The 12,309-nt window shown below is 70.2% G+C and carries 9 protein-coding genes; 1 reads left to right on the top strand and 8 read right to left on the bottom strand.

Features of this window, described 5'->3' with window-relative positions:
• Positions 1–8: 8 nt before the first annotated feature.
• The 8 genes from CHC11_RS12830 to CHC11_RS12865 all read right to left on the bottom strand — a co-directional run bounded on the left by CHC11_RS12830 (position 9) and on the right by CHC11_RS12865 (position 9,247).
• Positions 9–482, bottom strand: a complete 474-nt coding sequence (locus tag CHC11_RS12830) for a hypothetical protein (protein ID WP_089311923.1) — start codon at positions 480–482, stop codon at positions 9–11.
• Complete coding sequence (locus CHC11_RS12835) at positions 479–2,077, bottom strand: GMC family oxidoreductase (RefSeq protein WP_218826055.1); 1,599 nt, start codon at positions 2,075–2,077, stop codon at positions 479–481. Before CHC11_RS12835 ends, CHC11_RS12830 begins: the two co-directional genes overlap by 4 nt.
• A gap of 79 nt (positions 2,078–2,156) precedes the next feature.
• Positions 2,157–3,386 carry a Tm-1-like ATP-binding domain-containing protein gene (locus CHC11_RS12840; protein ID WP_089311924.1) on the bottom strand — a complete coding sequence of 410 codons (1,230 nt, stop codon included), beginning with the start codon at positions 3,384–3,386 and terminating at the stop codon, positions 2,157–2,159.
• The gene (locus CHC11_RS12845) at positions 3,383–4,279 is read right to left on the bottom strand and encodes an ABC transporter permease (protein ID WP_089311925.1); all 897 of its coding nucleotides are present in this window, start codon (positions 4,277–4,279) and stop codon (positions 3,383–3,385) included. Before CHC11_RS12845 ends, CHC11_RS12840 begins: the two co-directional genes overlap by 4 nt.
• Positions 4,272–5,375, bottom strand: coding sequence for an ABC transporter permease (locus tag CHC11_RS12850; RefSeq protein WP_089311926.1), 1,104 nt, complete (start codon positions 5,373–5,375; stop codon positions 4,272–4,274). The genes CHC11_RS12845 and CHC11_RS12850 overlap by 8 nt, the downstream gene beginning before the upstream one ends.
• Positions 5,372–6,973 carry an ATP-binding cassette domain-containing protein gene (locus tag CHC11_RS12855; protein WP_342749972.1) on the bottom strand — a complete coding sequence of 534 codons (1,602 nt, stop codon included), beginning with the start codon at positions 6,971–6,973 and terminating at the stop codon, positions 5,372–5,374. Before CHC11_RS12855 ends, CHC11_RS12850 begins: the two co-directional genes overlap by 4 nt.
• Entirely contained in the window at positions 6,945–7,976 is a 1,032-nt protein-coding gene (locus CHC11_RS12860) for a BMP family ABC transporter substrate-binding protein (RefSeq protein ID WP_179278827.1), read from the bottom strand. The genes CHC11_RS12855 and CHC11_RS12860 overlap by 29 nt, the downstream gene beginning before the upstream one ends.
• A 212-nt stretch (positions 7,977–8,188) precedes the next feature.
• A complete protein-coding gene (locus CHC11_RS12865) occupies positions 8,189–9,247 on the bottom strand; it encodes a CapA family protein (RefSeq protein ID WP_179278828.1) in 1,059 nt (352 codons plus the stop codon).
• Positions 9,248–9,573: 326 nt separating this feature from the next.
• Between CHC11_RS12865 and CHC11_RS12870 the strand changes: the two genes are divergently transcribed.
• Positions 9,574–11,112, top strand: a complete 1,539-nt coding sequence (locus tag CHC11_RS12870) for an aminotransferase-like domain-containing protein (protein WP_089311930.1) — start codon at positions 9,574–9,576, stop codon at positions 11,110–11,112.
• Positions 11,113–12,309: the final 1,197 nt, after the last annotated feature.

Below are 12,309 nucleotides of genomic sequence, written 5' to 3' on the forward strand. Positions count from 1 at the left end.
CCGCCCGGTCACGGGCGGTGCTCCGGCGGTGCGTCCGGGGGCAGCCGGTAGAGGGGCGCGCGTTCGGCGACCGGGTCGAGCAGGCCCTCCTCGACGACGACCGCGATCTCTCGCGGATCGACGATCTTGGCTTCCTGGAAGGGGTACTTCAGCAGCGCGGCGACGCGCGGCGACATCAGGTAGCCGCCCGCCACGACCAGCGTGAGCGCCTCGTGCAGTTCCGGTCGCCGTTCGGCCAGCCGCTCGACCGCCGCGAGGTCGAGGCCGGGTCCCAGCGCGTCCAGCGCCTGCAGCAGTGGCGGGACGAGGTCGGGACGAGCCTTGATCACCTGGTCGAGCAGGCCGGTGTGCACACCGGCCTGCGTCCCGGACGGGAGCCCGGCGCCGGCCTCGATCAGCGCGTCCGCGATCTGCCCGAGCCGCCGGCGGGCCTCCGGCGGCACGATCGTGTCCCGCGTCTCCCCGTTCTCCGCGGTGGTCACGAGGTCACCTCCACATCGCGGCGGCGAGCGACCAGGGACCGGGCGCAGCGCAGCGCGTTGGCCGCGATGGTCGCGGTGGGGTTGACGCCGGAGGACGTCGGGAAGACCGAGCCGTCGAAGACGTAGAGGTTGGGCACGTCATGGCACTGGCCGTGCGGGTCGACCACGGAGGCCTCACGGTCCTCGCCCATCACGGCCGTGCCCAACAGATGCCATCCGGTGCCGCGCAGACCCGAATTGAAGATCTTCTTGGTGGCTCCCATGGCGTCGAGCACCTCGGAAAGGCGCTCCAAATGCCAGGCCATCATGGCCCGCGTGTTGTCGGACGTGCGGTACTGGATCCGCACGCCGGGGACGCCGCCCGCGGCGGCACCGTCGTCCAGCAGCACCCGGTTCGCGGGGTCGGGCAGGTCCTCGCAGATGACGCCCCAGATTGCCGAGTGGCCGAGCCGTTCGCGCAGCAGCCGGGTGAAGTTCGGGCCCCACACCGGCTCGTCCCCCCAGGTACCCGGGAGCATGAACGACAGCGGCGCGCCGGAGGGGATCAGATTCCATTTCGCGCCGCGCACGAAGCCGCGGGAACGGTCGGTCTCGTAGAACTCCAGGGAGTGCAGGTACTGGCCGAGCGGCCCGCGCCAGGACTCCAGGTCCTCGTCGAAGATCCCGATCGCGTTGCCGAACGGGTGCATCATGAGGCGCCTGCCGACCAGGCCGCTGGAGTTGGCGACCCCGGACCCGTCGGCCGAGGCGAGCATGATGCGGGGCGTGCCGATCGCGTTGGCGCACAGCACCACGACCCCGGCGCGAACCTCATGGCGAACTCCGTCAGCGTCGAGATAGGTGACGCCGGCGGCGCGGCCCCGGTCGTCCAGGAGGATCTGTTCGACCGTCGCCCGTACCGTCAAGCGCACCTGGTCCTTGGCAAGGGACTGCCAGTGGGTGCGGTCCGCGGACGCCTTGGCTCCGGTGGGACAGCCGAAGGGACAGGCGGTCCGCTGCGCACACGCGTGCAGGGGGCCGTACTCGGCGGTGGCGATGGCGTTGCTGCCGGGCCACCAGTGCCAGCCGAGCCTGTTCAGCGCCTCCGCGCCCCGCCGGCCGAGCTTGTTGAGCGGCACGGGCGGCAGCGGCGGGGGCGTGCTCGGGGGAAGCGCCGGATCACCCTCGAGGCCGCTGACGGCGAACTGCCGCTCGACCTCGTCGTAGTAGGGCTCCAGATCCCAGTACCCGATCGGCCAGTCGTCGCCGACGCCGTCCATGGTGCGGGTCCGGAAGTCCGAGGGCAGGAACCGTTCCCAGTGGGCCGCGTACAGGACGGTGCTGCCGCCGACACCGTTGTACATGAGGGCGGTGACGTCCGACTCGGCGTCGTCGATGGGATAGTCACCGCCGGCGCGGCGCTGGTTCGGATCCCAGTTCCAGTGCTTGCGGGACACGAGCTCGAAATCGGCATACCCCGCGCGCGCCCTCTCGTAGTCGGGCCAGTCGCCCTGTTCCAGGCACGTGACCCGCATTCCGGCGCGGGCGAACTCCTGGGCGGCGACCGCGCCCGAGGGGCCTGCACCGACGATCAGGACGTCGCAGTCGTTGCGCACATCCCCGTCCTTTCCTTCGGTCTTCTTCACGGACACCCGCACCGCGTCATCCGGGCGAGATGTCCACCACGGTTCGCGGCTAGGGTGTCGCCGGCTTCCCGGCGAGCTCGGCCAGCAGCAGCCGCGCCGCCTGCTCGCCGAAACGCGGGTTGTTGATCGCCGCCGGGGAACGCTCCACGGCGACGTGGGGGGCGAGCGATTCCAGCAGCGCTCGTTCGAGGGCGGCGTCCGCCTCGGGCCAGTGGAACGTGCCTCCCGGCTCCGACAGGGCGGACAGCCCGCCGGTCGGCAGCAGCAGCACGACTGGTCCGAGCGCGGCCGACAGCTTCGCGCCGAGCCGCTCGCCGAGGACGGCCGCCTCCCGCGGATCGGTGCGCATCAGCGTCGCCGTCGGGTTGTGCGAGTAGAGCCGCCGCTCCCGGTACGGTTCCGGTACGGTTTCCGGCGCCCCGAAGTTGACGATGTCCAGCGCTCCGGTGGACACGACCTGCGGGATCCCCCGCCGGCCGGCGGCGGTCAGGCGGTCCGGCCCCGCACTCGCCACGCCGCCGGCGAGGTCGTCGGCCAGTTCCGTCGTCGTCAGATCGAGCACCCCGGACAGCCATCCGTCCTCGGCCAGCGACTCCAGCGTCCGGCCGCCGAGCCCGTTGGCGTGGAAGACCAGGACGTCCAGGCCCCGCGACTCCAGTACCCGGCAGGCGCGCGAGACGCCGGCGGTCGTTACCCCGAACATGCTGGCGGCCACCATCGGCTTTCCGTCGCCGCCCGTCGCGGACGGCACCGGCCGTCCCAACTGGGCCGCCAGCATCGTCACCGACCGTTCGAGGACGAAGCGGCTCACCGTGTTGAGCCCGGCGATGTCCACGATGGAAGGGACCAGCAGCAGATCACTGGCTCCCACGTGGGGACGGGTGTCGCCGGAGGCCATCGTGGTGACGATCATCTTGGGCACGCCCAGCCGCAGCACCCGGAAGCCCGGGGCCAGCACGCTCAGCGCTCCCGAGCCGCCCATGCCGAAGGCGGCGTCCACCTCGCCGGCGTCCTGTAGCGACCCCATCAGGGCGGCCACCCCCTCGGCCATGGCGGCCAGGGCCTCCGCCCGGGTGACGAGCGCGGCGATCTCGCGGGGTTCACGGCCCGCGGCCCGCGCCACCTCAGAACGGCTGACGTCGGGCCGGATCTGCGGCTCCCCGCGGACACCCGCATCGACCAGCAACGGCCGCAGGCCCGCGCCCGCCAGCAGGTCCCGGACATAGGCGTACTCGACGCCCTTGGTGTCGAGCGCCCCGACAAGGACGACCCGGCTCACAGCGTCCGCTCCATGATCACTTCGGGCTCCTCTCCCCGGCGCCGCTTGATCACGACCGTGGCCGAGATGGCGACGATGGTCGCCGCGTAGGGCAGCATGAGCACGAACTGCGGCGGCAGGACGCCGTTGAAGTCCAGCTGCGACTGGATGCCGAAGGCCAGCGCGGACCCGAAGAACACTGCCGCCACCGACACCCCGACCGGGGCGACCCCGCCGAGCAGGACCGCCGCGAAGGCGAGGTAACCGCGGCCCTGCGCGATGTTGTCGGAGAAGGACCGCACCTGGGCCAGCGACAGCTCCGCACCGGCCAGCGCGCACAGCAACCCGGCGACCTGCAGCGCCGCCATCCGGTAGAGGTCCACCGGGACGCCGGCGCTGCGCGCCGCGAACGGGTCGCTGCCGCAGGCGCTGAGCTTCAGCCCGGCCCGTGTCCGCCGGATCGTCCACCACGACAGCCAGGTCAGCGCGAACGCCGCGAACGTCAGCACCGACAGGCCGGCGAGCGGCCCGCCGAGCCCGCCGAGCGGCCGCGGCAGCCCGACTGGCGACTCGATGGCCGCCTCGGTGTCGAAGAAGGCCACCAGGGCGTAGCCGGTCGCCCCGGCGGCGGTCATCGACAGGCCCAGCCCGACTATGAGCACGTTCGCCTTGAAATGCGTGACCAGCACCCAGAACAGCAGCGACAGCAGAAGGTTCACGACGATGGCGGCGCCGATGGCCGCGAGAACCGACCCGGTGCGGATGGCGGTGGCGGTCGCGACGAACGCGCCGCTGAGCATCAGCCCCTCCAACCCGAGGTGCAGGATGCCGCTGCGCTGGGCGAACAGTCCGGCGAGCGCCGCCAGCCAGATGGGCGTGGCGGCCTGTAGGCAGGTCACCAGGAAGTCAACCACGGGAGTTCACCACCTCCGGGTCGCGGTGGGCGGGTCCACCGGACGGATCACCGGCCCGGCCCGCGGCCCGCGTTCGCCGGCGTCTCAGCAGGGCGGGCACCGTGGACACCGTGATCCACAAGGCGACCATCCCGTTGAGCATGTCGAGACCTGCCTGCGGCAGGTCGCTCACGATCGGCAGGTAGATCGTGGCGGCGCGCAGCGCACCGAAGAAGACCGCGGCCAGCAGCGTGCGGAGCGGACCGAACGTGCCGACCAGCGCCACGATGACCGCCATGAAACCGACCATCGGCGAGAACCCGACCCGCAGGCTGCCCGACGGGCCGTACGTCTCGACGACGCCCGCGAGCCCTGCCGCGGCACCGCTCAGCGCGAAGACCACCAGGCCGACCCGGGAGGCGCGGATGCCCATCCACTGCGCCATCACCGGGTTGCGCCCGACGAGTCGGATCTCCAAACCCAGCCGCGTGCGGCCGGTCAGGACCACGGCGCCCGCCACGAGGAGGGCGCACAGGATCACCAGGGCGGGCGAGACGCCGCTGCCGCCACTGAGCCGGAAGGCCTCCGGCAGCCGATCGGTCGTGGCCGCCTGGCCGGTGCCGTCGCGGCTCTTCAGCGGGCCGGTGCAGATCCACTCCAGCAGCAGCACGGCGATGAAGTTCATCATCAGGCTGGTGACGACCTCGTCGGCGCCGAGCCGCGTCCGCAGCAGCCCGGGCACCAGCGACCACAGCGCCCCGAGCGCGATCCCGGCCGCCAGGGCGCAGGGGAGCACGACGAGCGCGGGACCGTCCCGCCACGCCAGGCCGACGGCGAGGGAGCCGATCGCCCCGACGTACATCTGTCCCTGGGCGCCGATGTTGAAGTAGCCGGCCTGGAAGGCGAGGCCCACTCCGAGCGCGATGATGAGCAGTGGAATGGCCCAGCGGATAGTCTGCGTCCACGCCGCCGGCGAGCCGACGCTGCCGTCGACCGTCCCCGCTGTGATCGCCTCCACGTCGTACCCGGACACGGCGAAGATGCCGAGGACCAGCAGCAGAGACGCGCCGATCACCGCCACGGGCCGGGCCGCGGCCGGCCTTGGCCGAAACCTCACGTGGCCTCACCCCTCACCATGGCGCCGCCCACCCGATCCAGATCGAAAGGCCGGTCGAACTCGGCCACCACCCGACCGGCGAACATCACCAGTACGCGATGACACACCTCGAACATCTCCTCCAGGTCCGCGCTGACGACGAGGACGGCGGCGCCGGATGCCGCGGCGTCCACCAGTGCCGCCCGCACGTCCCCGGCCGCGGCGATGTCCAGCCCGCGGGTCGGGTGCGCGGCGATGAGGACCCGCACGTCACCGGTGATCTCGCGCGCCAGGACGGTCTTCTGGATATTGCCGCCGGACAGGTTCCCGGCGGGCTGGGTCTCGATCCGGTACGCGACCCGCCAGCGGTCCAGCGCCTCCCGGCACCGTTCCCGCAGTGCCCTCGGATCGAGCATCGGCCCGTCCCCGGCGCGCCGCGGGGCGGCGTGGTTCTCCCACAGGGCGCTGCTGAGACTGACCCCTTCCACGTTGCGTTCGAAGGGGATGACGCGCAGGCCCCGGTCACGGCGCCGCCGCACCGAGGCCCCCGATATGTCGGCGCCGGCCAGGGACACCGTCCCGCCGCGCAGCGGCGCCATCCCGACGAGCGCCTCGACGAGGCTGCGCTGCCCGTTGCCCTCGACGCCGGCGACGCCCACGATCTCTCCTGCGCGGATCTCCAGCGACACGTCGGTCGCCGCCGCATCGTGCGACCCGGACCGCGCGGTCAGCCGGGTCGTGCTCAGCACCGCCGGAGCGTCCGGCGCGGGTTTCGCGACGGCCGGCACCTCCTTGACCGATGCGTCGCCGATGATGGCCCGCGACACGTCAGCCGGCTCCAGGTCGCCGATGGGCGTCGGCTCCAGGACGAGCCTGCCGGCCCGCAGCGCGGTGACGGTGTCGGCGACCGCGAACACCTCGTCCAGCTTGTGCAGCACCACGATCACGCACAGGCCCGCGGCGGCCAGGTCGCGCAGCCGGTCGAACAGCCCGCGCATCGCGGGCGGCGGCAGGACCGCCGTGGGTTCGTCCAGGACCAGCACGCGGGGGCCGGAGGCGAGGGCGCGGGCGATCTCGACCGCCTGCATCGTCTCGATCGGCAGCCTGCCGATCAGGGCGTCCGGGGCGACGGCGGCTCCCCCGTCCTCCAGCAGCGTCCGCGCCCTGCGGTGCAATCCCGCCTTGGAGAAGCCGCCGAGGGGACGGTGCTCGTCGTTGAACAGTTCCAGTGCCTGGGCGACGGTGAAGTCCGAGGGCAGCGCGAAGTGCTGATGGACCAGCTCCACGCCCTGCCTGCGCGACTCGGCGACGTTCCCTCCGGCGAGCAGGTGCTCTCCCACCCGGACGGTGCCGCCGGAGGGTTCGACCAGCCCGGCCAGCACCCGCGCGAAGGTGGTCTTGCCGGCGCCGTTCTGGCCGACGATGGCGTGCACCTTGCCCGGTGTGAAGGTCCCGCTGACTCCGTCGAGGGCACGGAAGTCACCGAAAAGTACCGAGACGTCTTGGCAGCTGACAGGTGCTCCGGCGCGTTGCGGGCCGCCCGCCGCGGCGGGTCCGGTTCTCTCGTGTGGTCGGGCTCGCATGGCGCGCTCACACGTGGTCGGTGTTGACGGGGACATCGACGGAACCGTCGATGATCTTCTGCTCGGTCTCGCCGATCTTCTGGAACGCCGAGTCCAGGTCCGGGGCCCCGGCACCGGCCCGGAACATCTTGGCGCGTTCCAGGAAGGTGCCGTCGTCGGCGAGACCCGCTTCGCTGCCACCGGGCTTCCAGGTCCCGTCGGCGATGGTGAGCACCCGCTTGGCCATGGTGGCGCCGTAGTGCTGCGACGCGACAGCGATCACGCTGGTGGCGGTCTGGGCGCTCTCCACGTTGTCGTAGATGACGAAGGTCTTGGCCTGGTCGGCGGCCTTCACGACACCGACCGAGGAGCCGCCCGCGTAGGCGAGGACCACGTCGACCTTGTTGTTGAACATGGTTTGGGCGATCTGCTGGCCCTTCACCGGGTCGCCGAACGACCCGACGAACGCGCTCTTGACGGCGATGTCGGCACGGGTGGCCTTGGCCCCCGCCTCGAAGGCGTGGTAGTCGGCGTTCAGCGAGGGGATCGCGGTTCCGCCGATGAACCCCACGACGCCCGTCTTCGACACGGTGGCGGCCAGCACGCCGGCCAGGTACGAGGGGCCCTGCGTGTCGAACGAGACCGTCTGGACGTTCGGCATCTCTGGCTTGTACGGGTCGGAGTAGATGTGCACGAACCTGGTCTTGGGGAAGTCGGGCGCCACGGTCTTGAGCACCTGCGTGAAGTCCGAGAACGACACGACGATCACCGGCGTCCCCGACTGGGCCAGGCTGCGCAGCGTCGACTCGTGCGAGGAGGGGTCGGGCGCGGCCACGTGGCGGGTGGTGTAGCCGGCCGCCTTCAGCGTGTTCAGACCGGCGATCAGGTTGTCGGTCGGCCCTCCGTCCCCGGCCTTCTGCGGGGTGACGAGCGCCACCGACTTCTCGTCTCCGCCTTTCCGCTGGTCTCCGGTCCCGCATCCGGTGAGCGCGAGAGCCGATGCCAGGCTCGCGGCGACGAGGAAACGACGGCGGTTCAGCGGCCCTGTTCCGAGACGCATAACAGGCTCCGTTCTGTCGGCCCGTTCACCGACACGGTCCTTCGTCCGCCGGGTCCTGCGCCCGACGGTTCTGCGAAGGTACACGGCTGTCATCTTGGTGTCTAGAGGATGTATGCATAACAATCAGTACGCTTGCTCTGGAACACCTTGCTGCGGCAGACAAAGTGGCCGTGCCCGCGGGGTGTCGTACCGGCGGGCACGGCGGGCGGGATTCAGCCGGTGACGGTCACGCGAGCGCCGTCGAACGCGACGACGGTGTCGAGATCCGCCGATTCGACGGCCAGCCGGTACGCGATACGGCGGGCGTTCTCCGGGTCCGCCAGGACGGGGAGCCCGTGGTCGGCCGTCATGATCGGCACCAGCGACACCCGCGGGACGTCTTCGCCGGCCAGGTCGACGACCGTGATGAAGGCGTCCCGGCTGAAGGCGTCGTAGATCGCCTCGATCTCCGGGGTGATGTTCTCCCTCGGCTGCTGGGCGACGAAGTTGCCCGGGCTGTACACGATGACCCGGTCCCGGTACACCTCCACCCCCTGCGGGGAGTGCACGTGATGGCCGAGGACGAGGTCGGCCCCCGCGTCCACGAGCGCATGTCCGAACACCCGCTGGTACTCGGCGCGCGCGCTGCCGAACCCGAATCCCCAGTGCACGGTGACCACCACGACGTCGACGCGCTCCCGCAACTCCCGCACGCGGCCCATGGCCCGCTCGTAGTCGGCCGCGCGTACCCGAGTGCGGATGACTGGGGGCACGCCCGGTTCCTCCAGTTGGAACTCCCCGTTCACCACCCACTCGGTCTCCACGTGCACGGGAGAGACGCCCGGCTTGGACGGGCCGGCCGCGGCCCCCAGCGGAAGCAGGCAGGACCAGGCGAGGATCCCCACGCGGCGGCCGGCGATCTCCAGGACGGCGGCCTCCTCGGCGGCCGCGAGATCCTCTCCCGCACCGATCGCCGTCACTCCCACCGAGCGCAGTCTCCGCACGGTGTCGTCCAGGGCGTCCCAGCCGTAGTCGGAACTGTGGTTGTTGGCGAGCGTCGCCACCCTCAGGTTGAAGGCGGCCAGCTCATGGACGAGTTCCGGACGCGCTCGGAAGTTGAGGATCCGGTCGGAGGGGTGACCCCGGTCGGAGAAGGGCAGCTCGACGCTCGACAGGACGCACGACGATGCTCCGAGCACCTCCTGAAGTGCGGTGAAGCCGGGGTCGGCGGGCACCTCGGCCAGGGACTTGGTGAGAACGATGTCACCGGTGGCGGTCAGATGGGAGATCACGGGCGGCGCCTTCCTGTACTGCGGATGGTCGCCGTACCGGCACGCACCGTCGAAACGGCGGTCGCCTCCGGCATTGCCGGACCAGGCGGTACGGCGATGAGGGCGGGCGCCACGGTGCCACGATCGCATAACGCAGTCAATACGTTACGGGCACAATCAGCAAGGATTTGGCCCTCTCCGTGGTTGCAGCCCGCGCTGGGCAGACCTCCGCAGGGCGGGGGCCCTCATCCATGAAAGCCATAGCGCTGGGGGCTTACAGGAGACATCGGATGCTGACACATCGCGGCTAGCCCGCCGCCAGTAATGCGTACTGGTAAAATGTATGCATGATGCTTGAGGTGCAACGGCGGATAGCGACCCTGCGAGACTCATCGGGCAACGGGCGCCCGCTCTATGAACGGGTCGCGCACGAGATGTCGCAGGCGATCCGGACGGGCGAGCTGCGCCCCGGTGAGCGGTTGCCGTCCGTCCGGCAACTGGCGACCGACCTCGGCCTCAGCGTCACGACCGTCATGAGCGTGTACGCCCGGCTCGGTGACCTCGGCCTGGTCCACGGAGAGGCCGGCCGCGGCACGTTCGTCAGCGAGGCCCCCGACCTCCCCAAAACGGCGGCCCCCACCCGCGGCGGCGAGCCCGTGGGACCCACCCGCGGAGGTAGCGCCTGGCGACGCCAGGTCCTCGCCCAGACCGAGGCGCGGTTGACGCAAAGCCACCCCGCCGCGAGGGACCTCACCCGCGGCGGCCCCGACCCGCGGCTGCTTCCGCTGGCCGTCGTCAAGCGCGCCTACCGGGATGTCGCCGCCCGGTTGCGCGCGCAGGACCTGGAGTACCCGGCGACGCTGAGCACCGAGCCGGAACTGGCCGATGCGCTCGCCAAACGGCTCACCCACGACGGGATCGAGACCGATACCGACGACCTGCTCATCGCCAGTTCCACGCAGCAGTTCCTGGCGCTGCTCGCCGTGCTGCTGAAACGGCGCTCCCCCGGCGAGACCGCCCTGGTGGCCGTTGAGGAGCCCGGCTATCAGACCGCCATGGACACCCTCGAATTCCACGGGCTGGGGCTCGTCCCCATGCCCCTGGACGAGGCGGGAGCTACAGTCGAGGGACTGCGCGCCGCCATCGACGCGGGTGTCTTGGCCGTACTGTTCACCCCGCGCGCCCATAGTCCGACCGGGTGCTGCTGGACCGCCCAGCGCCGGCGCGCGCTGGCAGACGCCCTCGCCTCCCATCCCGACGTCTGGATCATCGAGGACGATCAGTTCGCCGAGGCCGCGACCGTGCGACCGGGCTCGCTGTACACCGATCCCCGACTGCGGGACCGCGTCGTCTACCTCCGTTCGTTCTCCAAGTCCATCGCCCCTGACATGCGCCTTTCGATGGCCCTCGCCAGGCAGCCGATCCGGCATCCCCTCACGCTGGCCAAGTCCTTCGCCGACGGATGGACGTCCCGCACGTCCCAGCGCGTACTGGCGGCGACGCTCACCGACCCCCGCCTCGACGAACTTCTCACGGAGGCCCGCACCGAGTACACGCGCCGCCGGACCGCTGTGCAGGAGGCCGTCCAGCAGGTAGGCGCCTCCCAGCAGATCGGTCTGTTCGTCCCCGAGTACGACACTGACGGTCTGCACGTCTGGGTCACGCTCCCCGGTGGTTGTGATGCCGATCGGGTGGTAGAAGCCACGGCGCAGCGAGGGTTCTTGCTGGCAGCCGGGCAGCCCTTCTTCCTGTCCCCTGGCCACCAGCGCCACCTGCGGATCAACGCGGGCGCACTTCCCACAGAGCACGCCCCGCAGCTCGCTGCCGCGATCGGCGAGGCCGTTGTCGGCCTGATGGGTCAGCCCACCGCCCTGCTCACGCCCTGACTCGGCAACCGACCGGACCCTGCCGCCGACCCGCGTCCTCGATACCGGCCGATGACAGCGAAGCGCGAAAGCCTGGGGACGGTGGCTCCCCGATACGGTTCCCCTGACTCCATGGCCAGATTGGGGGCCTACTACACCGCCCAGGCTCCGGTCGGGTGCGCGGTCACTTCGGCCAGATGCAGCCTGCGGGTGCCGTGCTCGATGAACACCAGCCCGCTTGAGCAGGACCGTCTCCACCGAATCCAGGCGAGGTTCTCAAGAAAGTCCAGTGCAGCTTCCGCCACCGAACTCGGCCGACCAGGACGACACGGTCACGATGATCGACCATCGGTGTGAGCGCTTCGGGAATCTGCGAAGCGCACAGTGGCTCCCCCCGCTGGCTCCCGAGACTACGAAGCGCTCATCGGGACACACGAGATCACGCCGCGGACAACGCTCTGACCTTCGGAAAACTTGGCGTGGGTGATACTGGGTTCGAAGCAGTGACCTCTTCGGTGTGAACACGATCAATCAAGGCCGCAGCAAGCCGCCTCTCGACATCGTCGCAGGTCAGACGACATCTTTCAGCACAGCACAGCGCACATCAGGGCAGATCAAGTCCACTGCGCTCCCCCCAGATAGCGCGCTGCTTCTGTCACCGGCGCGTGGCCGACCGCAGCCGACCGCGAAGGTGGCTTACCGTGACAGTCCACGAGCAGGCGCTCTCCGATGGGGCACCAGGCAGCGTCAGGTAACCAGTGGTGCCGCTTGGCGCAGCAGAGGATTAAGGCGAGTCAAAGGTCATTTCAAGCGCGGCCTCGCGTGTCGTGGAAGCCGGGTAATCATCCACCCCACCCGCACTTCCGGGGCGATCATCACTTTATAAAATCACCTTCCCCGAAGGCTCAGTCAAAGAATTCCGCGGTCAACTCCACAGCGCTATGGCTTAGCGGAGATTCTTCGACCATGACCACGACACGACGTGACGCCACTGGGCGTTCGTAGACGTTGGAGTCCATTCCCGCACCATATCGTTCGACTAGCGCAGCCGTCGCCGGCCTCCAAGGTGAAACGAAAAAACCCTTCACTACGCCAGCCCGACTGACGCCTTCTCGAAAACTGACAGTCAATGTCGGACTGTCACCGGAATCACATCCGTCGAGTCGCTCGATTGAGCCGATATCACCTCGTGGGATGAACGGAATCACGGCACCTTCA

This window comes from Actinomadura mexicana (assembly GCF_900188105.1).
Lineage (GTDB): Bacteria > Actinomycetota > Actinomycetes > Streptosporangiales > Streptosporangiaceae > Spirillospora > Spirillospora mexicana.

Excerpts from the sequence above, each read along its gene's own strand:
- CHC11_RS12855 (WP_342749972.1), bottom strand. The coding sequence starts at position 6,973 with ATGTCCCCGTCAACACCGACCACGTGTGAGCGCGCCATGCGAGCCCGA.
- CHC11_RS12860 (WP_179278827.1), bottom strand. The coding sequence starts at position 7,976 with ATGCGTCTCGGAACAGGGCCGCTGAACCGCCGTCGTTTCCTCGTCGCC.
- CHC11_RS12870 (WP_089311930.1), top strand. The coding sequence starts at position 9,574 with ATGATGCTTGAGGTGCAACGGCGGATAGCGACCCTGCGAGACTCATCG.